The organism is Calothrix rhizosoleniae SC01 (assembly GCF_900185595.1).
Taxonomy (GTDB): Bacteria; Cyanobacteriota; Cyanobacteriia; order Cyanobacteriales; family Nostocaceae; genus Calothrix_A; species Calothrix_A rhizosoleniae.
The window spans coordinates 1-26,004 of the sequence record NZ_FYBH01000104.1; the positions used below are offsets into that span (position 1 = coordinate 1).

23 protein-coding genes are annotated in these 26,004 nt (G+C 40.4%); 11 read left to right on the forward strand and 12 right to left on the reverse strand.

Translation table 11 applies throughout. From position 1 onward, the window contains the following. A partial coding sequence (gene mltA / locus CALSC_RS05915; RefSeq protein WP_200817576.1) for a murein transglycosylase A occupies window positions 1-838 on the forward strand: 838 nt, incomplete at its 5' end. A gap of 413 nt (window positions 839-1,251) precedes the next feature. Then, on the forward strand, window positions 1,252-3,168 hold the full coding sequence (gene dnaK, locus CALSC_RS05920) for a molecular chaperone DnaK (protein ID WP_088240470.1): 1,917 nt from the start codon (window positions 1,252-1,254) through the stop codon (window positions 3,166-3,168). A gap of 368 nt (window positions 3,169-3,536) precedes the next feature. Here the strand turns inward: dnaK and CALSC_RS05925 are convergent, their stop codons facing one another. Both CALSC_RS05925 and CALSC_RS05930 read right to left on the reverse strand, forming a co-directional pair. Then, window positions 3,537-4,157 carry a hypothetical protein gene (locus CALSC_RS05925; RefSeq protein ID WP_088240471.1) on the reverse strand — a complete coding sequence of 207 codons (621 nt, stop codon included), beginning with the start codon at window positions 4,155-4,157 and terminating at the stop codon, window positions 3,537-3,539. 176 nt (window positions 4,158-4,333) lie between these two features. Further along, entirely contained in the window at window positions 4,334-5,257 is a 924-nt protein-coding gene (locus CALSC_RS05930; protein WP_088240472.1) for a peptidoglycan recognition protein family protein, read from the reverse strand. A 753-nt stretch (window positions 5,258-6,010) separates the two neighbouring features. Here CALSC_RS05930 and metH point away from each other — a divergent pair. Both metH and CALSC_RS05950 read left to right on the forward strand, forming a co-directional pair. Beyond that, window positions 6,011-9,547 (forward strand): methionine synthase, encoded by a 3,537-nt coding sequence (gene metH, locus CALSC_RS05945; RefSeq protein WP_088240475.1) that lies wholly within the window; start codon window positions 6,011-6,013, stop codon window positions 9,545-9,547. Between the two features lie 216 nt (window positions 9,548-9,763). Then, window positions 9,764-10,132: an endonuclease domain-containing protein gene (locus CALSC_RS05950; protein ID WP_088240476.1), complete on the forward strand. Its 369-nt coding sequence runs from the start codon at window positions 9,764-9,766 to the stop codon at window positions 10,130-10,132. A 504-nt stretch (window positions 10,133-10,636) separates the two neighbouring features. Here CALSC_RS05950 and CALSC_RS05955 read toward each other — a convergent pair. Both CALSC_RS05955 and CALSC_RS05960 read right to left on the reverse strand, forming a co-directional pair. Next, on the reverse strand, window positions 10,637-11,698 hold the full coding sequence (locus CALSC_RS05955) for a PstS family phosphate ABC transporter substrate-binding protein (RefSeq protein WP_088240477.1): 1,062 nt from the start codon (window positions 11,696-11,698) through the stop codon (window positions 10,637-10,639). Window positions 11,699-11,776: 78 nt separating this feature from the next. Beyond that, entirely contained in the window at window positions 11,777-11,989 is a 213-nt protein-coding gene (locus CALSC_RS05960; protein WP_088240478.1) for an ATP-binding cassette domain-containing protein, read from the reverse strand. Between the two features lie 456 nt (window positions 11,990-12,445). Here CALSC_RS05960 and CALSC_RS05965 point away from each other — a divergent pair, with 456 nt between their 5' ends. Next, on the forward strand, window positions 12,446-12,709 hold the full coding sequence (locus CALSC_RS05965) for a DUF7219 family protein (protein WP_088240479.1): 264 nt from the start codon (window positions 12,446-12,448) through the stop codon (window positions 12,707-12,709). Between the two features lie 30 nt (window positions 12,710-12,739). On the opposite strand, the gene CALSC_RS26295 is transcribed toward CALSC_RS05965, so the two are convergent. Both CALSC_RS26295 and CALSC_RS05975 read right to left on the reverse strand, forming a co-directional pair. After that, a complete protein-coding gene (locus CALSC_RS26295; RefSeq protein WP_235006694.1) occupies window positions 12,740-12,910 on the reverse strand; it encodes a hypothetical protein in 171 nt (56 codons plus the stop codon). 2 nt (window positions 12,911-12,912) lie between these two features. Next, window positions 12,913-14,358: a cation:proton antiporter gene (locus CALSC_RS05975; RefSeq protein WP_088240481.1), complete on the reverse strand. Its 1,446-nt coding sequence runs from the start codon at window positions 14,356-14,358 to the stop codon at window positions 12,913-12,915. 544 nt (window positions 14,359-14,902) lie between these two features. On the opposite strand from CALSC_RS05975, the gene gloA reads away from it, so the two are divergent. Both gloA and CALSC_RS05985 read left to right on the forward strand, forming a co-directional pair. Beyond that, window positions 14,903-15,337 carry a lactoylglutathione lyase gene (gene gloA, locus CALSC_RS05980; protein WP_088240482.1) on the forward strand — a complete coding sequence of 145 codons (435 nt, stop codon included), beginning with the start codon at window positions 14,903-14,905 and terminating at the stop codon, window positions 15,335-15,337. A gap of 21 nt (window positions 15,338-15,358) precedes the next feature. After that, complete coding sequence (locus CALSC_RS05985) at window positions 15,359-17,125, forward strand: iron uptake porin (RefSeq protein ID WP_088240483.1); 1,767 nt, start codon at window positions 15,359-15,361, stop codon at window positions 17,123-17,125. Window position 17,126: 1 nt separating this feature from the next. Here CALSC_RS05985 and CALSC_RS05990 read toward each other — a convergent pair whose 3' ends face one another. From CALSC_RS05990 to CALSC_RS06010, 6 genes are all read right to left on the reverse strand, one after another. After that, a complete protein-coding gene (locus tag CALSC_RS05990; RefSeq protein WP_088240484.1) occupies window positions 17,127-17,507 on the reverse strand; it encodes a DUF4870 domain-containing protein in 381 nt (126 codons plus the stop codon). Window positions 17,508-17,961: 454 nt separating this feature from the next. Beyond that, window positions 17,962-18,951, reverse strand: coding sequence for a zinc-dependent alcohol dehydrogenase family protein (locus tag CALSC_RS05995; RefSeq protein WP_088240485.1), 990 nt, complete (start codon window positions 18,949-18,951; stop codon window positions 17,962-17,964). A gap of 134 nt (window positions 18,952-19,085) precedes the next feature. Then, window positions 19,086-19,535 carry a 2,4'-dihydroxyacetophenone dioxygenase family protein gene (locus tag CALSC_RS06000; RefSeq protein WP_088240486.1) on the reverse strand — a complete coding sequence of 150 codons (450 nt, stop codon included), beginning with the start codon at window positions 19,533-19,535 and terminating at the stop codon, window positions 19,086-19,088. Between the two features lie 157 nt (window positions 19,536-19,692). Beyond that, window positions 19,693-19,896: a hypothetical protein gene (locus tag CALSC_RS06005; RefSeq protein ID WP_088240487.1), complete on the reverse strand. Its 204-nt coding sequence runs from the start codon at window positions 19,894-19,896 to the stop codon at window positions 19,693-19,695. A gap of 828 nt (window positions 19,897-20,724) precedes the next feature. Beyond that, entirely contained in the window at window positions 20,725-20,949 is a 225-nt protein-coding gene (locus CALSC_RS25775) for a hypothetical protein (protein ID WP_143288166.1), read from the reverse strand. A gap of 173 nt (window positions 20,950-21,122) precedes the next feature. Beyond that, window positions 21,123-21,719 (reverse strand): glyoxalase-like domain protein, encoded by a 597-nt coding sequence (locus CALSC_RS06010; RefSeq protein WP_088240488.1) that lies wholly within the window; start codon window positions 21,717-21,719, stop codon window positions 21,123-21,125. A gap of 380 nt (window positions 21,720-22,099) precedes the next feature. On the opposite strand from CALSC_RS06010, the gene CALSC_RS06015 reads away from it, so the two are divergent. From CALSC_RS06015 to nblB, 4 genes are all read left to right on the forward strand, one after another. Then, the gene (locus CALSC_RS06015) at window positions 22,100-22,738 is read left to right on the forward strand and encodes an RNA polymerase subunit sigma-70 (protein WP_088240489.1); all 639 of its coding nucleotides are present in this window, start codon (window positions 22,100-22,102) and stop codon (window positions 22,736-22,738) included. Window positions 22,739-22,821: 83 nt separating this feature from the next. Beyond that, a complete protein-coding gene (locus tag CALSC_RS06020; protein ID WP_088240490.1) occupies window positions 22,822-23,910 on the forward strand; it encodes a tetratricopeptide repeat protein in 1,089 nt (362 codons plus the stop codon). A 342-nt stretch (window positions 23,911-24,252) separates the two neighbouring features. After that, window positions 24,253-24,717 carry a CBS domain-containing protein gene (locus CALSC_RS06025; RefSeq protein WP_235006695.1) on the forward strand — a complete coding sequence of 155 codons (465 nt, stop codon included), beginning with the start codon at window positions 24,253-24,255 and terminating at the stop codon, window positions 24,715-24,717. A 97-nt stretch (window positions 24,718-24,814) separates the two neighbouring features. Then, window positions 24,815-25,480 carry a phycobilisome degradation protein NblB gene (nblB, locus tag CALSC_RS06030; RefSeq protein ID WP_088240491.1) on the forward strand — a complete coding sequence of 222 codons (666 nt, stop codon included), beginning with the start codon at window positions 24,815-24,817 and terminating at the stop codon, window positions 25,478-25,480. Window positions 25,481-26,004: the final 524 nt, after the last annotated feature.

A 26,004-nucleotide genomic window follows, 5' to 3' on the forward strand; every position in this document is an offset into this window, starting at 1 on the left:
AACCTACTTAAATGCTGCGATCGCCAAAGAATTTGTTCTGTATCAATCAGTGGGTAAAAATGGCAGAGGCTCAGTATTATTTACATCCTACTATGAACCTATTTACACAGCTAGTAGGGTTCCCACTCCAGAATACCGTTACCCGATGTATCGTTTACCACCAGATATTAAATCTTGGCAAAGACCCCACCCCACAAGATTAGAGTTAGAAGGGGCAGATGGTTTACAAGGTTCCCAGGGACGGTTAAAAGGATTAGAGTTATTTTGGTTCCGCGATCGCTTGGAACCATATATGATTCAAATACAGGGTTCTGGCAGACTACAACTAACAGATGGGACACAAACCACCGTGGGTTATGCCGGTAATGTTGCCCATAATTATAAAAGTATTGGACGGGAAATGATTCAAGATGGTGTTCTACCCCAACAGGGAGTCACCATGCCTACAATTCTGGATTATTTTCAGAAAAATCCCTCAGCCTTAAACATATACATTCCCCGAGATCCCAGCTTTGTTTTTTTCCAAGAAACCTATGGTTCTCCTGCGAGTGGTTCTATTGCCGTTTCTTTAACTAAGGATCGTTCCATAGCTACGGATAAATCCCTGATGCCTCCTGGGGCTTTAGCCTTAATCCGTGCTTATCTGCCTTTCCCCAATGGTGAAGGTAAAATGGAACACCACATAGTTAGCCGTTATGTTCTCGATCAAGATGCGGGAGGAGCCATTAAAGGAGCTGGTAGAGTTGATTATTTTGTTGGTAGTGGTAAAATCGCAGGGGAACGGGCTGGGGTGACTGTTGGTGAAGGTCAATTCTATTATCCGTTGTTAAAAAAATAAACAAAAATTTTTACTTAACAAGGTCTAAAACTACCTATATCTTTACCTATCTATGTAATTTGACGGCAAACACCACTTTGAGATTACGGTTCACCCCAATGGCTGAAGGTATTAATTCTCATACATTAGACAAAGCAGAGGCAAATCCTTGAGATGAGCCAACTAAATACATCTGAGGCTTAACCGTCCTAACCAAGGTACGGAAAACCACCCTTCATGGACTGGCTACACAGGCTCAGTATATATGTCAGCATAGACTAAATTACCAATGGTTTTTACCTGCGGTTATCCTCGAAAACACTAAAGGTATTTATGCTGAACTGGCTGCTTAATCAAACCAGTTAGTTCAATATTTAATCCTTTATAACCCCACCCATTCATTTTTTGTAGTTATACGGAGCCAATAACTAACAATGGCAAAAGTAGTTGGAATCGACTTAGGTACTACTAACTCCTGCGTGGCAGTTATGGAAGGTGGTAAACCCACGGTTATTGCCAACGCAGAAGGCTTTCGCACGACTCCTAGTGTGGTAGCATTTGCCAAAAATGGCGATCGCTTGGTGGGTCAAATTGCCAAACGCCAAGCGGTAATGAACCCTGATAATACTTTTTACTCTGTAAAGCGTTTTATTGGACGTAAACAGGAAGAAGTTGCCAATGAAACCACTGAAGTCTCCTACAAAGTCATCAGCAGCAATGGCAATGTCAGATTAGATTGCCCCCAAGCTGGTAAGCAATTTGCACCAGAAGAAATTTCCGCTCAAGTTCTGCGGAAGTTAGTAGATGATGCCAGTAAGTACGTTGGTGAGACTATCACCCAAGCCGTAATTACCGTGCCCGCCTACTTCAATGACTCCCAGAGACAAGCAACTAAGGATGCTGGTAAAATTGCCGGCTTAGAAGTCTTGCGGATTATCAACGAGCCTACCGCCGCTTCCTTGGCATATGGCTTTGATAAAAAGAGCAATGAAACCATCCTGGTATTTGACTTGGGTGGTGGTACCTTCGACGTATCCATTCTAGAAGTAGGAGATGGGGTCTTTGAAGTTCTCTCCACCTCCGGCGATACCCACCTTGGTGGTGACGACTTTGATAAAAAAATTGTTGATTTCTTAGCAGAAGAATTTAGAAAACAAGAAGGCATTGATCTTCGCAAAGACAAGCAAGCTTTACAACGCCTCACAGAAGCAGCAGAAAAAGCCAAGATTGAACTTTCCAGTGTTACCCAAGCGGAAATTAACTTACCATTTATTACCGCTACTCAAGAGGGTCCCAAGCACCTGGATACAACCCTCACCCGCGCTCAGTTCGAGGAACTCTGCTCTGATTTAATTGATCGTTGTCGCGTTCCCGTAGAGAATGCTATCCGCGATGCGAAAATTAGTAAGAGCGAAATTGATGAAGTAGTTCTGGTTGGTGGTTCTACCCGGATTCCCGCAGTCCAAGACGTTGTTAAACGGATCTTAGATAAAGACCCCAACCAAGGCGTTAACCCTGATGAAGTGGTAGCAGTTGGTGCAGCGATTCAAGCTGGTGTTCTTGGTGGTGATGTTACTGGTATCTTGTTGCTAGATGTCACGCCTCTATCCTTGGGTGTAGAAACCTTGGGTGGGGTAATGACCAAAATTATCCCCCGCAACACCACCATTCCTACCAAGAAGTCGGAAGTATTCTCCACCGCCGTGGATGGTCAAACTAACGTGGAAATTCACGTTCTCCAAGGTGAACGGGAAATGGCTAACGACAACAAGAGTCTGGGAACCTTCCGTCTAGATGGTATTCCCCCCGCACCCCGTGGCGTACCTCAAATCGAAGTGGTATTTGACACTGATGCTAACGGAATCCTCAATGTAACTGCGAAGGACAAGGGTACTGGTAAGGAACAATCCATCAGCATCACTGGTGCTTCCACCTTAGATAAATCTGACGTGGAACGGATGGTTAACGAAGCCGAATCCCATGCTTCAGAAGACAAAGAACGTCGGGAAAAAATTGATCGCAAGAACCAGGCTGATTCTTTGGCATACCAAGCTGAGAAACAAATCCAAGAACTTGGTGATAAAGTACCCGCAGATGATAAGACCAAAATTGAGGGCTTAGTCAAGGACTTGCGGGAAGCTGTTGCTAAAGAAGACGACGAACAAATCCAAAAGTTAACACCAGAACTACAACAAGCACTATTCTCAGTTGGTAGCAACATCTATCAACAAAATGGTGGTGCTGCTCCTGGTGCGCCTGGTGATGATGCTGCTCCTGGTGGAGATACAAGTGGTACTTCTTCTACTAGTGGCGATGATGTAATTGATGCTGATTTCACTGAATCCAAGTAACTTTGAATCAGTTTTAATTTAATCCTCTTTAATTCAATCCTCATGCCAGATGCTTCTGGGATGGGGATTTTTTATTACTTATACCAATTCAACAATTTACTTTGTATTGCATTCAACTGAAAATCGCTATAAATTCTTCGTAAGGGCACGGCATCAGTAAGATACTTTTACACATATCTTGCACCTTCTCAATAAGAGTAAGGTGGGCATTGCCCACCCTACGGGATAATAAGGGTTACAGGCGATAATTTTCGCAATAATTATGTGGTGCAAGATGTGAGTTTATATATTCAAAGATTGTGGATGCCTGCCCCTACCTATCTGTCGCATTCTTTTTTTAAAATAGTATTATTACTTATTACTTAAAGTTAGGCCGCTACTAAATTATTTAACTGTAATTCACACTGTTGAAAGATATAGTTAACAGCAGTAAATATTTGATCTAAATTTTGAATTGTGTAAATGTTGATATTTGTAGTAAAGTTTCCTCCCTCTAACTTACCAAACTGCCAAATTTTCCCATTAGAAACGATACCAAATATTGTTATAGGAAGTTCGCCATTTAGCCTCTGGGCAGCTATCATTTCTGCTAAACATTGTGCCCAACCAGCTTCAAAATTATCTTGTTTAGCTTCCACTAAGATAAAATATGGTTGATCAAAAACTACTTTCCCTAAAGGCGATCTTCGCGCTAAAATATACTCAGGAAAACCTGATAAACTATCATTATAAATAAGAGATTGGTGGCTCCATAAAGTAAATTTGCTGGTGTAGCATTTCCAAACTTCTTTTAAAACTGGGTAGATCAAATTTTCACAAATAGCAAACTCAGAATTATCAACAACACCTTCCCGCATCACCAATTCTAAGTCATCTCGAAAGTAATCAGGAACTTGAAATTCTGTCTCCTCCATAAAATTAAATTCATTATAAGTAACTTGAAATTCTTTCAGAACCTCGCTAATAGTTTTGTAACCGCTAAAAGCCATTATATTTAACCTCTAACAAGCAAACTGCTATCTCCAATGCAATGTTATCTTAGCTGTTCTTGTCTGATATCAAGTTCGGTAGATTACTTATTATTCGGATCATGGTGCAAACATCTTAAAACTCTTTCTCCCCCTGCATCCTACCCTGATCAGCCCTACACCATACACCCCGTTCATTAATTCAAGACTGGTTGACGGTAATAACGTAGTAGATTAAAGAACTTATTAAAATCAAAGCTGCGAGGATCTATTCTCTGTCCGGAACGATCCACAGCACGGTGGGTGGTGATACGATTCTCGGGGACTTGACTTTGAGCAAGTAACCAAGCCAAAGATTTGTATTGCTGATCTCGGTAACCGCTATGGGTGCGTTGATGGTTGTTACCAATACCATCCCGAGGGGTTTCCAAGGAAACGTGATAAGCAAAATTATTCACAGAGGCTGGTAAATTGGGATTGGTTTTGACTGTTTCCGCACCAAATTGTCCGACAAATATGGAGTTACCCGCACCATAGGCTCTTTTATCTGGGGGGACTATATAAATAATCATGCCATCCAGGGTAATTAAGGCGTGATAGCTGACTTGCTTATTGTCGTCGGTATGGGGAGTGCGGAAGGTATTAATCGCACTGCTTGCAGTAGAAGCAGTTTCATGAATGACGATAATTGGTTGATTGGTTACAGGTAAACCATTAGCATCTTGGGAATAACGCTCTCCATAATTATTGGAATTTGCTAAAGCGATCGCATATTTCGGTGTATATTTTTTAAATGCTTGAGTAGTTTGGAAAACTTTACCAGATATAGCTTGGGTTTGCTTTACCTGTTTGGGTTGGGACTTTGTCTGCTGGTGAGGTTTGGCTGTGGGAGTTGTTTTTACAGTAGGAGTTTTGCTTCCAGGAGTGGGGATTATTTTTGTTTGTGGTGGTACTACTGGATTTGTTTCTGATTGTAGTTTGATCTGTGCTGGACTCCAATTAGCATTATTAGCGACAAAACTATTGCTTTGTACCCTGGTTGTCCCTGTCCAAATGACGAAAATAAACGCCGCTAACGTCAAATAAATGACTATTAATCTTTTTCCCCAACTGCTGAACATAATGGCTGTAATGCTAATTTTGGATTTTGGATTTTGCGGAAAGTTGTCAGGAGGGTTTCCCTCCGTAACAAACTTTCCAAGACGGATTTTAGATCTCTGGTTCCACAACTAAATCTGGTGGGGGATGAATGGTCACTCTTTGTTCCCAGATCAGGAACTGAAAATTTGTTTGTCCATATTTTTAACACTTCCCACCCCTGTTGACCGAAAAAGAAAAGGATACAAGCCCCCAAATTTATTTGTGGTAGTTCCCCTTGTCTCCCCTGCTCTCCTGCTCCCTTGCCTCTTCTTGATACTCTAGAATCTCATCGGATATATAAAAAATATTTTCTACGGTGATCATTAAACAGTTTAAAATAAAAAGTAACTTATACCCCCTTATACCTACCTCAACATTATTACACCTGGGGGTGGCTCCCCTTGGAACCATAACTACTGATTTTTTGACCGAGCCCCGTTGGGGCGGGGTGTAGGGTATGGGGTGTGGGGTATAGGGGAAAAGATAGCCAGTGGGTCACAAGCCCCATTCTTTAGGACGATTGCGTTGGTCGGGGTTTCAAGCTCTGACCAACGCTGTCTTTCCCTATTCCCTATCCCCTACTCCCTACTCCCTACCCCCTTCTTGTTGATACGGGCTTTCACCCATAACTATTTGTAATCAAAAAAAAGTATTATGTTAAGACATTTTACAAAATAGTAAATTAAGTATTAAGTCGAAAATCATCCGCAGAATTCAAATTTTCTTGAGAGAATATGGCTTATCCTTTTTTAGAACATCTCAAAAGCCCCCAGCGCCCAGTTTTAGTATTTGACGGTGCGATGGGGACTAATCTGCAAGTCCAAAATCTCACAGCTGAGGATTTTGGTGGCGCAGAATACGAAGGTTGTAATGAATATCTAGTTCACACAAAGCCAGAAGCTGTAGCAACGGTACACCGTGGTTTCTTGGATGCTGGCGCGGATGTAATTGAAACCGATACTTTTGGCGGTACATCAATTGTTTTAGCAGAATATGACCTCGCTGACCAAGCCTATTATTTGAATAAAACTGCCGCAGAGTTAGCGAAAAAAGTGGCGGCGGAATTTTCCACACCGGAAAAGCCCCGGTTTGTAGCCGGTTCTATGGGCCCTGGGACGAAATTACCTACTTTGGGTCACATTGACTTTGATCCCCTAAAAGACGCCTATGTAGAGCAAGCTGAAGCCTTGTTTGATGGTGGGGTGGATCTATTCCTGGTGGAAACTTGTCAGGATGTGTTGCAAATTAAAGCTGCACTCAATGCTATTGAAGAAGTATTTAGCAAAAAAGGCGATCGCCGCCCGTTGATGGTTTCTGTGACAATGGAAACTATGGGGACAATGTTGGTGGGGACGGAAATCAATGCGGTGGTGACGATTTTGGAACCCTACTCCATTGATATTTTAGGGTTAAACTGTGCCACTGGTCCGGATTTGATGAAGCCCCATATTAAATATCTATCGGAACATTCACCATTTATCGTCTCCTGTATTCCCAATGCGGGTTTACCAGAAAATGTCGGTGGTGAAGCACATTACAAACTTACACCGATAGAATTGCGTATGCACTTGATGCATTTCATCGAAGATTTAGGTGTCCAAGTGATTGGGGGTTGCTGTGGGACACGTCCAGCACATATTCAAGCATTGGCGGAAATTGCCAAGGATTTAACGCCAAAGGAGAGGGAGACGCAGTTAGAACCGGCGGCGGCTTCGATTTATGGTACTCAAACATATGACCAAGATAATTCCTTCTTGATTATTGGCGAAAGATTAAACGCCAGTGGTTCCAAGAAATGCCGTACCATGTTAAATGATGAAGACTGGGACGGCTTAGTATCCATGGGGAGAGCCCAAGTCAAGGAAGGCGCTCATATCCTCGATGTAAACGTAGATTACGTAGGTAGGGATGGAGTGCGCGATATGCGGGAATTAGCTTCCCGCTTGGTGAATAATGTGACCTTACCCTTAATGCTAGACTCCACAGAATGGGAAAAAATGGAGGCTGGTTTAAAGGTTGCTGGGGGTAAATGTTTGCTCAACTCCACCAACTACGAAGATGGGGAACCCCGTTTTTTACAAGTGTTGGAATTAGCCAAGAAATATGGTGCTGGGGTAGTAATTGGTACCATTGACGAAGATGGCATGGCGCGGACTGCTGAGAAAAAATTTGCGATCGCCCAACGAGCCTATCGCCAAGCCTTAGAATATGGCATACCCGCCCAAGAAATATTTTTTGATACCTTAGCTCTACCGATTTCCACGGGGATTGAAGAAGACCGGGAAAATGCTAAAGCCACCGTGGAAGCCATTCGGCGCATTCGTCAAGAATTGCCTGGATGTCACGTGGCTTTGGGTGTTTCCAATGTTTCCTTTGGTTTGAACCCCGCCGCCCGCATAGTACTTAACTCCATGTTCCTCCACGAATGTATGGAAGCGGGCATGGATGCAGCGATTGTCAGTGCTAGCAAAATTTTACCCCTTTCTAAGATTGAAGAGAAGCACCAAGAAGTTTGTCGTCACCTAATATACGACGAACGTAAATTTGAAGGAGATGTCTGCGTTTACGATCCTTTAGGCGAACTTACCACCATGTTTGAAGGGGTAAGCGCCAAACGAGATAAGGGTGTGGATAAAAATCTTGCCATTGAGGAACGCCTGAAGGAGCATATAATTGATGGGGAAAGGATTGGCTTGGAAGATGCATTAGCAGAAGCCATGGAAAAATACCCCCCATTGGATATTGTCAACGTTTACCTCCTGGATGGGATGAAAGTTGTAGGGGAATTGTTCGGTTCTGGACAAATGCAACTACCCTTCGTATTGCAGTCGGCGGAAACCATGAAAGCTGCGGTGGCTTTCCTGGAACCCCACATGGAAAAATCAGAAACAGAGGTAGATGCTGGTAAGGGAACCTTTATTATTGCCACAGTTAAAGGTGATGTACATGATATTGGGAAAAATCTGGTAGATATTATCCTATCTAACAATGGTTACCGGGTAATTAACCTGGGAATCAAACAACCAGTAGAAAATATCATCGAAGCCTACAACCAGCATCATGCCGATTGTATTGCCATGAGTGGGTTGTTGGTGAAATCCACTGCTTTCATGAAAGATAACCTGAAGGTATTTAACGAAAAGGGGATTACCGTCCCTGTAATTTTAGGTGGTGCAGCCTTAACCCCCAAATTTGTCCATGAAGATTGCCAAAATACCTATAATGGTAAAGTAGTCTACGGTAAAGATGCATTCTCCGACTTGCATTTCATGGATAAACTCATGCCAGCCAAATCTGCTGAACAATGGGATGACATCCAAGGATTCTTAGGAGAATTTGCCGAAGCAGAACCAAAAAATGGCCACAAGTCATCAGGGGAAGATAACCAAGGGGAGGAAAAACCAGCAGAACCCCAGGTAATTGATACCAGGCGTTCCGAAGCCGTTGACATTGATACCGAACGTCCCACCCCACCATTTTGGGGAACTAAGTTACTGCAACCAGAAGATATTTCATTAGAAGAGTTATTCTGGTATTTGGATTTACAGGCTTTAGTTGCGGGACAATGGCAGTTTAGAAAGCCAAAAGACCAATCTAAGGAAGAGTATCAAGCTTTTCTGCAAGAAAAGGTATATCCCATTTTGGAAACTTGGAAACAACGGGTAATTGAAGAGAACTTGTTGCATCCCCAGGTGATTTATGGATATTTTCCTTGTCAGGCTGAAGGGAATACCCTTTACATCTATAACCATGAAGACATAAATGGGAAAGAAATAGTTACCAGTTTTGAGTTTCCTCGGCAAAAATCCCTCCGCAGGTTGTGTATTGCAGATTTCTTTGCACCCAAGGATTCAGGAGTGATTGATGTATTTCCCATGCAAGCGGTGACGGTGGGTGAAGTAGCTACGGAGTTTGCTCAAAAGTTATTTGCAGATAATCAATACACAGACTATCTGTATTTCCACGGTATAGCTGTACAAGTTGCCGAGGCTCTAGCTGAATGGACACATACTAGAATCCGTCGGGAATTGGGTTTTGATGGAGAAGATCCGGATAATATTCGGGATATGTTAGCGCAGAGATATCGGGGCTCCCGGTATAGTTTTGGCTACCCTGCTTGTCCCAATATTCAGGATCAGTATAAGCAGCTGGATTTATTAAAAACCGAACGGATTAAAATGTACATGGATGAAAGTGAGCAGTTGTATCCAGAACAGTCTACAACGGCGATTATTACTTATCACCCCGTAGCCAAGTACTTTAGCGCCTAATCTCACCCTCGCTTTTTGCCATGCAAACTCTTTCCCTCTCTTTAATAAGGAGAGGGATGTCCGCCAGGACAGGGTGAGGTTTTCCAATTGTTGGCAATTAGATAACTTATGTTTACACCCTAGACTAACAAAAGGAGGTAATTCGCCGGATGCCAACATAAAATCTATGTCATTAGGCTGATATACATATGCTTACGATTTATATCAGCTTTTAACATGACCAAATTTTACAACAAACCATCAGAAAAAGTAAAACGGCGACAGCTACGCCAAGATATAACAAAGGCTGAAAAGATAATTTGGGCAAAAATAAAAAATAGACAAATAGAAAATTGCAAGTTTCGTAGGCAATATAGTGTAGATAAATTTGTCATAGATTTCTACAGCCCCATATTAAAGTTAGCTATAGAAATTGATGGTGACAGTCATTTTCAAAATGATGCTGTTGAATATGATGTGGAAAGACAAGTGTTTATTGAATCAGCAGGAATTAAATTTCTCCGGTTTACGAATGAAGATGTGTATGGTAATTTGTCTGGTGTTTTAGAAAGTATTGTCCAGACGATAAGAGATATAAGACAATAAAATTCCTGTTTTACCTCACCCCAACCCTCTCCTTATTAAGGCTACGGTGTACACAGAAGTCTTCAAATCCCACCTGTAAGCGGCTTTTGAACTCAGACGAAAATCGCTCAAAGCCTCTCATCGCGAGCGAAGCGAAGCAATCCCAGCACCTTGCGATTGCTTCGTCGTTCCTCCTCGCAATGACGATTTAACGGGGTTTTAGCCCCCGAAACCTATGCGGAGACCACTTGTGTGTACACGTGAGCCTTATTAAGGAGAGGGAGCTAGAATTTAGCTTATTGATTATGAACAGCAACCGTATACCAAACTAAGAGCAATTGATGTGAAGTTAGTTTAAACCTTGCTATAACGCGCTTAACCCGCGCAAAGCAGTGGCTCCCCAACCTAAATTTTTAGGCGTGTCAGTCCACTAATTTTGCTTTGTGAGGTTAAAAATCCTCGCCCAGAGGCATTCCAAACACTCACGCAGAAAGGCTTTTGAACATCGCTGTCATGAAAAAAATTTTAAAACTTGGCTCGTTTTCGCAATAGTTCTCCCAGAGTCAAATCCAACTGGGTTTTTCCTGCAAATACTGTCCCTACTTTACCCCTGGTAAAGTGAACATTATCAAGGTGATAGCCTTCTTCTGTTAAAGGCACATATCCCACAGAACTGACGATTGTCCCCGCCTTTGAGATGTAAAAATCGACAAAGTTTTTTACTGCTGGTTTATTTTGGGCTGATTTGGCATTAACATAAATAAATAAGGGTCGAGACAGTGGTTGATACTGGGCTTTTTCTACTGTTTGCCGATTAGGTAATACTCCTCCGGAACCACTGTTAATTGCTAGGACTTTTAACTTATCTTGGTTTTGTTCGTAATAGGCAAAGCCAAAATAACCCAAAGCATTCGGATCCTTACTAATGCCTTTTACTAATACTTGATCGTCCTCACTAGCTGTGTAGTCATTGCGACTAGCCCTTGATTTACCTACAACTGCTTCTGTAAAGTAGTCAAAAGTACCAGATTTTTTATCCGCTCCAAACAACTTCAATGGGCGATTAGGCCAAGATGAGCGTATTTGGTTCCAACGGGTAATTTTTCCTGTTGCACTTGGTGACCACATCTTTTTTAATTCAGCTGTGGTAATATCTTTTGCCCAGTTATTTTGCGGATGCACGGCAATAGTCAAAGCATCAAAAGCTACTGGCAGTTCAATAAATCGCACAGCATTTTTGTTGCAAGTCTCCATCTCTGCGGTGAGAATAGGACGTGAAGAATTATTGATGTCTGTTTCTGCCCTACAGAATTTTTCAAAACCCCCACTAGTACCGGAAACCTTGATGGTAAGCGGAACTTTGTTGTTTGTTTGGGCTTGAAACTTTTCGGCGATCGCTTTGGTAATGGGATAAACTGTACTAGAACCGTCTATTCTGACAACATTGGTAATTTTTTCTGATTTACTAACTTCAGTTACTTTTGGCGGTTGTTCTGTTTGAGTAGATGTATTGGATTGGGTTGCACAACTGGTTGCTAAAACCAACATTCCCAGAGGGAGAAGCAATTTTTTGAATGTTATATTCATTGATCTTACTTTGTAGTAGATAAGTTTCAGATTGTTTGTTTAAAGATAATGGAGAGATAGCTGATAAAGTGGCCATCTTTATGCAAATATAGGATTTAAGCACCTGAGTAAGGTACTTTTACCACAACCAGAAGGACCAATAAAAACAGTAACTTGATTGCCATAAATTGGCATATCAATATTACGTAAAGCCAATAAACTCCTATAGTACATAGCTTCTATCTGAGCATGTAAAATCGCGTTGTTATGAGTTGTATGAGGATGGGCATAGTTGGGAAAATTGGATATCATAAGAGTCTCCATCCACTGCAAGATTAATTAATTTATTTCTTATTTATCATTTGTCAAAGGTTCCAAAACTAGTAATCTATAGCCACTAAGCTTTACCTCTCTTGTCTAAACCATCTATCCAAATTTCTGTAATAATTCTTTGCACTGTCATGATAATGTGCTCTGAATTTACCTATTTGAGAGTTTAGAAATGTCTATTTATATCATTTCAAAAAAAATTGTATTGTCTACATTTTTTAGTTAAATGCATACAAAACTTATCAAAAGAAATCAGGATAATTTACAGATTAGGTTGCTAGCCCCTCACTTTGATATACTAAGTTAGTCTTAATCATGAGAATTAGTATTTTCATGATTTCTTTAGTATCACTGGGTTCAAGATTAAGAATAGGTTAAAAAAAAGGATATTTATCCTCACTACTAATTTCTTGTTGTATAGCAGTTGGTTATGTAATAGTGGCACAGTTTAATCAAGAAGATAAAGACAGATTTTTATATCCTCGCTATCCCTATCATGGTCGCTTTACACCAGAATACCTAGTATTTAATGCGAATCTACAGGAATTTACTAGCAAAGTTGGTTATATTACTGACTTAGAAACAGCTGGCAAAATTTCTCCAGAACAAGCTTACAGGCAAATCAAGACACTTTGGCTTCAGGTAGAGCGCAGCAAAGAGGAATTAGGGATTGACTCCGAATCCCCACCAGAAACAACCTAAACTTATTGTTGGGCGTTGCTGATTGCCCTATTATTTTTCTCCCTGAGCCAAAGTACCTGATAAATTTTTGGAATTTACACACAGGGGATAAACCTGGAGGGAAGTCGCAAAGCGATCGCATTTCGGCTCTTTGGCATTCATCAGTGACAGGGTTGTAAGTTGGGCTGCGGTTGTCCACAGCAACACGGCAAGAACCCCCATTTTCAATTTAATACCATCCAAAACAGTAGAGTTAACATTAGACTCATCACCCCAATCAGATGTTCAAATTGCTCTAATACCCGTGGCAGTTTGAATGTGAATTTTAGAAAAATCAAACAATATAACAACCAGCCAGCACCAATGGTTATTAGAGATTTGACCAAGTTAGGTACTGTATACCCTTCGTAATAAAAACCATTTGCTGCAACCAGTCCACCAAGCAACAGAATTATTGCCAACCAGAAGCCAGATTTTATTTTTCCGTACTCCGCCAATTGTTGTTGTGGTTGCGAGGGTAGAAAGATAAATTTAGCAAATGCAATCGCAGTTCCCAGAGCCGCAATATTCATGGCAATTGCTTGCCAGGAAACTAGCTGTTTCAGGGTCAATACCTTGGCTCCAAATCCAGCTAGCAAAGGGAAGCCTGATATTGACAAACTGGCAATTACTAGACTTATCCACATCGGGGTACGAATTGGGTTCTGTCGTAATTCTTGAAAATCGCGACTGGGTAAATTTCCAGCCATTAAAAATAATGAGGCTTTAGTCAGACCATGAGTCAGGGCATAAAATCCACCAACAGCTGGTGCGGTCAGGATAAAGCCCAATTGAGAAATTGTACTCAATGCCAACATACGCTTTGTATCTTTCTCAAAGATGGCATAGATAACCCCCAGTAGTGCTGTACCAACACTAAAAATTTGTAATATCGGCTGAATTGTTTCCACCATCAGGGCACAACGCAACAACGGGAAAACACCTGTTTTGACCACAACTCCTGACAATAATGCTGATACGGGGGTTTCTGCTTCAGAATGTGTCAATGGCAACCAAAAACCAGACACAAAAATCCCTCCTTTTGTCAAAAGTCCGAGAAAAATTAGAGCGATTGCTTCTGTAGGAGCCTTATCCAAGCCAGCAAAGGCAAAGGATTGATTAGCTTGATAGACCAGTATCGCACCAATGAGGTAAAACAGCATAGCCGTATTGCTGACAAAAAGGTAACGCAAAGCAACCCAAATTGATCTGTCTTTACGAGGATAAGCAATCAAGAGAAACGCAGCAATACTAATAACCTCTAGTGCTACATACAAACTGATAAAGTCTGCACAAATAAATACAGAGTTAACACTGCCGTGTAAAATGATAACCTGAGTATAAAAAAAAGCCGTTTTGTTGGTTTGCCAACAGTAAAGAATAACCCCTGCTGTTACTATGGCATTGGTCAAGATAAAGTAGCCACTTAGGGAATCTACAACTAAAGTGACACCAAAACTATCCAATAATTGCAAGTTCAGGGGGGACAGATCGAATATTCGTTGTACCCCATAGCCAAGAGAAACAGTTACCACACCTAGAGCGAAGTAACGATCAAGCTTGGGAAGAAGATAAATGCTGAATCCCACAAGAAATGGTAAGGCAATCCAGACGATTGTCATTGTATTCATGATGTATTTCTCTTTGCGATTTCCTGAGTTGCTAGTACTCCACCAAGGGAACTATGCCCTGGTTAATCATGAGAAGAAAAAGTTATTCTCTCCCCACACTTCCCACACTCTCCACACTTCCCTCTTCAAAGACTCTATAGAGCAAATATATAAGTCTACATAAAAGGACTCTATCAATATATTTATTTCAGGTAAGAACTGACACCAAGCTTGACAAAATTTGGTGCCAATAGATTTGCTTATTTCCAAATCTATTGCATAAGTAAAAATCTATGCTAAAAAAGGTTTGCATAGATTAATGACTTAAAATTAATGTTATCACGCTTCTTAAATAAACTTTCCAGGTTTCCTAGAGGTGTTTCTTATAGCAAGATATGGTTTTTACTTATAGCGATCGCTCTTTATCATTTCAATCAATCAAAAAGCCTACACTGTACACGAAGCCTCTGTGTAGGTAGGTAGATGTAGATAGTTTACTCCTGCCAATGTCTTTGTAGAATGTTGTTGTTGATAGATAAACAATCCGCAAGGGCAAAAGGTGAGTATGCGCTTATTACACACAATGCTACGAGTTGGCAATCTTGAAGAATCTTTACAATTTTATTGCGATGTTCTGGGAATGAAGTTGCTACGAAGAAAAGATTATCCAGGGGGTGAATTTACCCTGGCTTTTGTTGGCTATGGTGATGAAACTGACAATACAGTTTTAGAACTAACTTACAACTGGGGTGTAGAAGAATACAACATAGGTGATGCTTACGGGCATATTGCCATTGGAGTTGATGATATTTATACCACTTGTGAGTCAATCAAAAAACGCGGTGGAAAAGTTGTGCGAGAACCTGGTCCCATGAAACATGGTTCTACGGTAATTGCTTTTGTTGAAGACCCTAGTGGGTATAAAGTAGAACTGATTCAAACCAAGGGTCAAGATTCTACCAACCCGGAACAAACTCAACAGCAGCTTGTGTCTCAGTAACTTGGAACTAGAATGTAGGTGATGGAATTGAGTGTCAAAAAAAATTTTGAGCAGATAATTAACTCTCATCAGTTTTTGGCAGGTGGTTTAGTCGGTTGCAGCATATTTAGCCCAATATGCTGCTTATCTCCGGCTTATTCCGTACCAATTGCCATCCCTCATAGAAATTCAGACACAAAACGCACTTACATTCGTCGAAAAATTACTGGTTCAAATCCGGTATTAATAACAGACATCAGAAATACTAATTTGGGATATTTCCAAGGGGAGCCTCCCCAAGGGCGAACGCAAATTACACAAATTTCGCCACCAGAAACCCAAAAAAAATTTTCAATCGCAGAATTTTCCTCTAGCGGAGAGTCAATTGACTCTCCGCTTTCTTTAGAAACGGAGTCTGAGGCTCTAACTCCACAGCCATCTGTTGACCAACTCTCTGATGTTAAGCCTACAGATTGGGCTTACCAAGCTTTGAAAGCTCTGGTAGAACGTTATGGTGTGATCTCTGGTTATGAAGATAATACCTTTCGTGGCGATCGCCCCCTGAGCCGTTACGAATTTACAACTATATTATTGGCAATTCTGAATAATCTAGATCGGTTGGCAGAAGATATCACTGATGAGTATATCAAAAGTGATGCAATTATTGTCAGGCGGCTACAAACAGAGTTTGCTGAAGCTTTGAAAGAATTGCGTTTGCGGACACTTTTAATTGAGCAACGAGCTAATCGTCTGCAAGCACAAGGATTTTCTCTGACGACTAAGTTACAAGGACAGTCAATTGTTGCTTTTACTGATGGTAGTCAAGCCAGTACTACCGTAATTAATCGCACCCGATTCAGCCTCAATACCAGTTTCCAAGGTGAAGATTTATTGGTAACTCAATTAGAAGCTGGGAACAATGGAGCCGACGCAATTACTAAATCCCAGCAAGAAAATCTCAATTTATTGGGAACTGATGGCTTGATTGCGAATGGTGGAGGACTTGATATTGTGGGGGTAGAATCGAGTTTGCGGTTGCGGCGATTGTACTACAGCTTTCACCCTTTCCAGGATGTGGAGATGACTGTGGGAGCAAAGATGTCGCCGCGAGATTTTATTGATCGCAATTCCTATGCCAATAATGAAGCAGTAGATTTTAGTTCCAGCTTTTTTCTCAACAATCCTCTGATAGTGCAAAACCAAATTGATACTGTTAGTGGTGCAGGAATAGCCATTGTTTGGCATCCTGAAAATAGTAAATTATTTGGGCGATCGCTTTACATTGCTGGGGATGGAGATCAAACTGATGGCAATAATGGTGGTTTATTTGGCGACAGGTATCAAGCTAGCGTAGAACTGGAATACTTAGTTAGCGATCGCTTATCACTGAAATTACAATATACAAATGCTCTAGTTAATAATATTGATATTAATGCCTTTGGTATTAATGCCGAATATGCTTTAAATCAAAATACGGGGATTTTTACCCGTTTGGGATTTGGTAGCTACCAAGGATTTAACACCGCGATTAATGAAGATTTGGATCTACATCCTCTCACCTGGGCTGTAGGTTTGGGACTTCGCAATCTCTTCATTCCCAGTAGTATAGCTGGCATTGCTGTGGGACAGCCTTTTGTCACAAATGAATTGGGTAACGCCACTCAAACTAATTTTGAGGTTTTCTATAATTTATCATTGAAAGAAAATTTTAGTATTACTCCGATATTTTCATTTGTGATCAACTCAGATAACGATCGCAGCCAGGACACTATTTGGCAAACTACCTTAAGAACAGTGATTTCGTTTTAGATTATGTTGACAATAAGCGAAAGATGAATGGGTAACGGAAAGGTTCATCACTATTAGTTAAACAATGTATTAATGCTACAATTGTGAGTCCCCAATGAATCAAAAAACCAAGGGCAACTACGGGGAAAAATAAAATACCACCAATGCCGAAAGTAATCCAAGAAATAATTCCAATGGGTACTCCAATTACAGTTGCCCAGAACCAAACATTGAAGTGAAAATTAATTGATTCTTTGGCGTTACTTTTGACTACTGGATCATCAGAAATAATACTAATCACAATGGGAACACCCACGGAAAATAGAGTAGTACTAAAAAAGATTGCTCCATGAGATAAACAGGATAGGAGTTTGCGCTTGTCGGAATTATATGTGGCCTGCATTCTATATTACTCCTGATTGAAAGATGCTGATATTTTTGATTTTAATAGGTAAGCTTGTGATTTTGTATTGGAGTTTACCGTACATTGAATGCAGAGATTGGTTTTCTTAAAGATAGATTAATTTTTCATGATTACTTAAATTAATATTTGTCTGCACTGAACTGCCTTAGTTTTCATATTTGTGAAGAAGTGGTGAATTTTCAACAAAGTCACCCTAGAAAGTATCGCCAAACATTACCATGTAGCAAGTAAAATCTCAAAGTTTTTACTGAGGCGATCGCTAGATAAAAAAGCCCCATCTGCTTGATAGGGCTTGACTGACAGAAGTTGAAATAATGTGCAACAAGTACACATTATCAATACATTTCAGAGCGATTTATACGTATCTGGATGTTTTGTAAAGTACAGAGTATATACTGAAGTGAGAAGTTCACATTTAAAATTTAAGATTGCACTAAGCCTGCAAAACAACTTTCCCAATTGTCTGACCAGATTCAAGATGGCGATGGGCAAGTTCAGCTTGATCAAAACTAAATTCTTTTGGGTCAATTAAAGGAAATATTTTACCTTCGTCTACAAGTTTGGCAAGTTCGGTTAATATCTTGCCATGATGCGCCCTGCCCAGATTGTGAAGCATGGGAATCAGCATAAAGACTACATGTAGAGAAAGTCCTTTACGGTGGAGGGGTGATAAGTCATATGTTTGACTAGTGGATATAGATACCACTTTTCCGTTTAATTTTGCTGCTGCAAAAGACTTAGTCAGGTTCTCACCACCAACAGTATCAAATACTACGTCAAAGCCCTTGCCATCAGTATATTCAGCAACATACTCTTCGATAGTTTGTTGTCGGTAATTGATAGCCACATCAGCCCCGAGTTTACGTGCCAATTCTAACTTTTGATCAGAAGAAGCTGTAGCAAAAACTTTGGCACCAAAAGCTTTTGCTATTTGGATACCAATATGACCCACACCACCAGTAGCAGCATGTACTAATACCGTTTGTCCTGGCTGGATTTGTGCTTTGTCAATTAGTCCCTCCCAAGCTGTCAGGGATACTAAGGGAAGGGCAGCTGCTTCTAGCATTGTGAGAGATTTAGGTTTTAATGCTACCAAATCTGCATCAGCTAACATATAGTCAGCTAAGGCTCCACCGGTTCCTTTGACACCACCAGCACAAGCATAAACTTCATCGCCAGATTTAAAAGATGTAACACCTTCCCCAACTTCTTCAATTACCCCGGCAACATCACCTTGTAATACTGCTGGGAAAGCTGGTGCCAGAGCCGATGCTGAACCTCTTCTAATTTTGTAATCAACTGGGTTAATGCTAGTTGCTGCAACACGAATGAGAACGTGACCGGGAATTACTTCAGGACGAGGTAATTCGACTGTTTGGAATACGCTAGCATTACCAAATTCCTTGATTACTTGTGCCTTCATTTTTACTATTTCCTATTGGTAGATGAATCATTTTTGTAGTCAGGGCTTGTATTATTTTAATCCCTCCAGTGAACTACCCACACTGACCAGAAGAAGCAGGGGGAAATGCCGTTTTTCTCCTGCTGTGGAGCCTATTAACGAATCATGGCATCAATCAAAGACTCATCCAAACCAAATTCTAGATAATCTTCTCGTGCCAGTTTCAACAGAGTAAAACCATCATCATAACCAGCAAAAGAGCCATCAGGCTTGGTATAGATCAGACCACCGGAAAGGACAAAGAAAGTGATCATTGGCTCTGGAGAATCTTCTGGTACATATAGTGTGTGCAGTTCTCCAGGAGGCTCAAAAATATAAGATCCAGGCGTAGCAATCCAATCATGTTCGCGATATCCCCATTTCCCTCGGAGAGTAAAGCCATGTACTGTGCTGATGTGGTAATGAGTATCAAGTTGTCGTCCTGGTAAAATCTTCAAGACGTTAGCAAATCCAGCAGTAGTGACATCAAAGAAACAAGCTTGAAACCAGGTTCCTTCTCCATAAGGAATCCAATAACACTCATTATCTATACAGGTGTTAGCCATGTATTCATGGCGCAATCTCTCTTCAGGCTTTAATCCATCGGTAAAAAACTTGAACGTCTCGATAGTTATAAACTTCTCTTCCTCATTGTAGGGAAATAATGATAATTTGAGTCGGACATAGTTGTAATTTAGACAATTATGCCTTGAGTTTGAGTTTTTAGCGAATGTCAGTAAAGGTTACTTTTTGTTTTCCGTAACCAGGAATTGATCCGCTACCATCAGAAACAACTAATTTTACTTTAGCCGCATAGGTATAGGGACGGAGCTGAGTATTATCAGGAGCTGATATGTCGTTTTTGAATGCAAAGTATAATTCACTGTCCAAGTCGTGAATTTTTTGTCCAGTTAAATATCCCACCATTGTATGTTCAAAAGTGTGGAAAGCATTTTCCCAAGAGTGGTCTAATTCCGCCAGAATTCACCACTCTTTATCTGTTTCTACCTGTCCATACTTATTGATTCTACGTCCCCAAGTACCATCTTCTAGATAAGCTGCTTCTAAGATTTTGGGGGCTGCTTCTTGAGTGAACAAAAGTATTATATTTTACAATTAGCCAGAAGTCAAATATTATGCTACTTGCTTCACCACTATACTGTTCATAGCGACCTAATTAGGCTATAGGGAATAGACTATAGCGAATAGGCTGTAAAGAATAAGCTGAGAATTAAGAATTTAGAATTATTACCCCATCGATTAATCGAGGGGCTTGAAATAGCTATGCAGATAGGTTTTGGTGGTTCTCCTCATGAACAGCTACATCAAGAAAAAAATATATTTTCTCTCTCCGAATGAATCTGGAGAGCAGCACGGTCTTGGGGAACTAGCGTTGTAGACAGGTTTATCGTCAGAGACGACTGGCGTTGTCTTACTCCATGAGTAACTACGGATAATTTGTATATAATTTTACTTTGACCAAGAATAAAATTATATTCTGTATTAACTTTCATAAGTGTAGCCTCACTAAATGAAATTAGTATTATTGAAGCTAGAAAAAACAGTTCCTTTGACCGAGGAGTAATACCAATTCTCCAAAATAAAACTACACATGGACAGCAGGGGAGGTAGGGAGCAGGTAAGCCACTGCGTTGCGCGGGTTAAGCGCATTGTAGCAAGTGGCGCAACCCGAAGGGGAGCAGGGGGAGAATTATCTGTAGCCAGGATTTAGATAAATGATCTAAAATAACACAACTACTTAACTGTAGACAAGGAGACAGGGAAGATGAGGAGAAAAGGGGAACTTCCACGAATAAATTTGAGAGCTTGAAACCTTGTTTTATACCAAGTTGTTGTCAAAGATAGTCCGCATGTCATTGCGACGATCGCGGAGCGGAAGGAAGCAATCTCACTAACTAGAACTACTACAACAGAATGCAAGTTGGTGTCACTGCGCTCCAAAGAAAGGGAAAACGGCATTCCCTCTTGCTAAGAGCCCCTTTTTTCCTCTGATAAATTCAAAATCGTTTGATTCTTTTGGGGTATTTTATCTGGAGAGAATGGGTTGAGAATTTAACTTCTCTGTTGGTAAAGCCGCCCTGTATGGGTAAGAGATAAGCCGTTTGTTTTATGCTATCATCCACGTAGTAGTATTAATTTGCAATCTCCGCCATCTCAATTACCCTTCCTTCATAGTCTTTGACTAAAAAGTTCAATGGCTTCTTGCTGCGAATCTTAAACTTCAATCCTCTGACTTCGACCCGCATTAAAATTAATTCTAAGCAGTCGTGGTCAAAGCAAACGTGACGTTGCTGATTTTTGTTCCCCAAGCTAGCACCAGTAATTACGTGTAGCTGGGTATTCTTCTTTAACTGATACCAAAGTCCCTCAGTAGCGTTGGACATTCTACCGCTAGAAAAGTTAGGACTACTTCCTAGGTACAACGGATCGACTCCCGTAGCACCTATGGTTTGCTCGTAGTTGTAATAATAGTGCAATGGCACTTCTGCTGTGGGTAAATCCAGCATTCCTTCATACAACTGACGGGCAATTTCTAAATCTGACACCATAACCGTGTATACTTTTGGCGCACTGGTAAGAAACATCCACATTGCGCCTGCGTATGCTGCTAATAGCATTACCATAATGCCTTGGGTAGAGAATAGGCTATCCAATGGCAGAAATGGCAAAAAGGAGCCTATAGTGAAAGGCTGAAGCAGGAATGGTGTCAAACTAGCTGCTATAACCATGAATAAACAATAATTTTATAAGGGGGAGCAATTGGTTATGTGTTTGGATGCAAACTGGAATTGGGTCTATGTTCTAGTATAACAGGAGCCAAGTTATCCAAGTGTTAACTCCAAACAGACTAACACTTAAGATATGATTTCGATAAATATATCAATAAACAGTGGAGTTTTTAGGGGATTTTCCCCATCACCTGACAAGAGGTCACTTACACCCAAGTAATATGGCAAAAAGACGGAAAGTATGGGGCAAAGACTTATAACTAAAATATGTTAAGTTATGCAGTCATTGAATGTATGTCCTGGTGAATACCGCCATTACTGAATAATTCTTAACTTTTATTCTTATAAAAAATTGTAGCAACTCAAGCCAATCTTAAACTGTGCAGATTCCTCATTTCCCTGAAGCTAATCACCCATTAGTAAAGTCACTATTTCATCACAGCGACAATGAACTAGTATCGCTATTCCAAAAGCACCCTGATGCTGGGAAGTACTTTACAGCAATTTTTTGTCGCTATAGCCCTATAGTTTACACCTTAATTCAGCATTCGGCGCGATCGCCTGTACAAGCTGATTATTTGTTTGCCCTGACCTGGAAACATATTTATTACGAATTGGGGGGATTTAATTTAAATCAAAATCAATCAGCAAGTGAGGGAATTACCCTGCAAAATTGGCTGATTAATATGACGGCTTACTGTATCAATGAAATGGAAGTACCTGCTACAGAGCAAATTAATTATTCTCTGAAATCAACCTCGCCGCCGTTGTGGTGTTATGTAGAGCAGGCGTTAGATCAACTACCACCAATGCTCAGACTGATAGTCCTAATGGCTCAAACCTTCCATTGGAGTGAAACTCGAATTGCTGCTTACCTACAAGCAGAAGGAGAAGCGATCACTCCCAATGAGGTAGCCATTTTTCTCCAGGAAGGCTATCGTATGCTAGAGGATAAATTACCGGCAGACCTACGTTCTATATATTTAGGAGAACAATTAGTTCTGCCGCCAAGTCAGTAGAAATACGAATTTACCTCTATTTAAAAGTATATTTAATACCTTTAAGACTTGCCTGTAACCCTGGTATGTCATGGGATAATTTTATGAAGCGACAGAATTTATTACTAGGAAATTCCATTTTTCAGGTAGGGAACCGTGCCTTACGCCAAATAGATAGATTTACTTTTCGGACTTTTTGTCTACTAGTTTTTGCTATTTCTTTTACCCCCACAATTGCCACTGCTGTTGATATTACCGAACAATTCCATCGTCCTCTGGATAAATCTTCCCTAGGTTATGCTAGAAATGAGGCGGATACTTTGATTGGGATTGGCAATCGACAGTATGGTGCAGGGAACGCCAACAAAGCAATTACATCTTGGTCCCAGGCATTGGAAATTTACCATAGCATTGGTGATGTTAATGCCCAAGGTATGACTTATAAATTTTTGGGTAAGGGTTATTTACGTCTAGGGAAGTACAAAGATGCAGAAAGTGCTATCCGTCGTCATTTAGCTATCGCCAGAGATACCAATGATTTTCAAAGTCAGATTTTTGGACTCAATAATATTGGTACCATATTGCTCAGACAAGGCAACTTTACTGCTGCTGTTCCTACCTTTCAAGAGGCTTTAACCATTGCCAAAAACCTCAACGATGTTGAAGGTAAAGGACTTTCCTTAAGCAATTTGGGTTTAGCAACGGCGAGGATAGGCAACTATAACCAAGCAATTAAAATTTATGAACATGCTTTAAGTTACCGTCGTCAGAGCCGTGACCCCATTGGAGAAGCAAATACCTTAAATAATTTGGGGGATGTTTATCTGGTAGTGGGTGATTATCAACAGACAATTGGCACTTATGGAGCAGCTCTAAGAATAGCTCAAGCTACTCGCGATCGCAGGAACGAATTAAGATCCATTGATGGGTTGGTTGATGCTCATAGTTCCGTAGGACGTTATCAACGCGCCTTTGATTTATTGGCAAAGCGATTAGCTGTGGCGAAAAAGTTTCAGAACCTGCGGGAAGAATTAAATTCTTTTGAATCCTATGCTCAATTGTATGAGCAATTAGGTCAGTTCAATACTGCGCGCAATTTTTATCAACGGGCAATTACCATCGCTAAAACCATACAAGATAATAGCAAGGAACTGTCATTATTGGATCGGTTAACTCAAATTAGCTATCGCTAATGGGTTCTCTTAATTCACACAAGTAAACATATATCTCTCTTCCACAGTTCATCTGTAGAATTGTGGGTATGGTTTTGTGGTAAGATGCCATAGGTTAAGTGAAACTCCTGTAGTTGTAAAAATAAACAACATAGCTAGGATAAGTAACAAAACATAACGTTACAAATAAAGTGACGCGGAATTTTAATCATGTAGAGAGGCAGTAAGACTAGTTAGCACTTCTTGTGTTGAAAAGCATTCCTCGTTAAATCAGAAAAATTCACTGCACTACTTTTGGTAAATAGCAGAAATTTTTTCAAATAATAATGTCAAACTGGTTGATAAAAGGTCTCATCAAACAAAATGCCTAAAACCGTTGCCGATGTAATGACTAGGGATCCAATTATTGTCCGGGGTGAAACACCCCTCCAAGAAGCTATCCAAATCTTGGCAGAAAAACGTATTAGTGGATTACCTGTTGTCGATGATGCGGGTAAATTGGTGGGTATCATTTCAGAAACAGACTTAATGTGGCAAGAAACTGGTTTAACTCCACCTGCATACATTATGTTTCTGGATAGTGTTATTTTTCTCAAAAATCCTGCGGCCTATGAACGGGATTTGCATAAAGCACTAGGACAAACAGTAGGGGAAGTGATGAGCAATAACCCTATTACTACCAAGAGCGATCAACCTCTCAAAGAAGCGGCAAAAATCATGAGTGATCGCAAGGTTCATCGATTGCCAGTACTTGACACTGAAGGTCAGGTAGTTGGTATTCTCACCCGTGGTGATATTATTCGCGCTATGGCAAACGACCAAAATTAGTCATGGGATTTTGAATTTTTCTAATTATATATCAAAAACCTCAATTCAAGAAATTGAAACAGGAAAGGTTTATTTTCAATAATTATAGATAATTTAGATGAGTATTACCCCCCAATTAGTCCAGGATTTACTAAGTTCTGACGACTTAGGCGAACGCTTGCGAGCAGTCAATCAAATCCGTCAACTAGAAGCAAAAGTTGGTTTCGAGTTAATTCAAGTGGCAATTAATGATCCAAACTCTCGCGTTCGTTATTCAGCCATTAGTCAATTAGATACCTTGGGGGGACAAGATTTAGAATTATCTTTCAATATACTGCGCGATCGCTTACTCAATGATCCAGAACCAGATGTCCAAGCTGCTGCTGCTGACTCTTTGGGTGCTCTCAAATTAAGTGCTGCTTTTGATGATTTACGCCATGTTTATGAAAATACTACTGAATGGATTGTCCAATTTAGTATTATTGCAGCCTTGGGAGAATTGGGAGATAATTGCGCTTTTGAATTATTAAAAGAAGCATTAGCATCAGACAATGAGTTAATTAAAACTGCTGCTATTAGCTCCTTAGGAGACTTAGGTAATATGCAAGCAATTCCCCTACTAGCGAATTATGCTAGGGATCCAGATTGGCAATTACGCTTCCGACTAGCACAGGCTTTAGAACGTTTGGGAGGTACAGAAGCAAAATCCATCTTAGAAAATCTTGCTCAAGATGAAGTAGAAGCAGTATCAAGTGAAGCTCAACGTTCTTTACAAAAGTTTTGAAATGTTTTTCTTTGTTACAAAACTATATTTTTTGCAAAAGCCTATGGAATAGGCTTTTTTATGGTTCCAACTAGATCTCTCCGTATAATTACCAATGACAAGGTTTTATTTCATCGTTAGAACAGAGAAAATATGCACACGTAAGTGTTTCCTATTGTGACTCATATATAGCTAAAAATATTGAGGCACAGTTGAAAAAAGTTACTATAATCTGATTAACTACTGAGTGAGTCAATATTAATCTCTTAGAAGATTAATAGACACAGTAGATTAAATCAATGAGTAATATTATGGTGTGTAAGTGGGTAGTTTGATACTACCTAAATTTTCATGTCATATTGACTCATTTCTAGCTTTTTCTTCAACCAATACCCTAGTCAAAAACCGACATCCTAGAAGGGTATGACTACAGAAACAAAGCTTGGTTCCCTAGGCTGTAAGACTTTCAGTCCAGGCTCCTGAGCTTTGTATTTATAGTCCCTGGTTTTCAGGCTTTGGGCGTTTCCTAAAATTGGTAAAGGTAT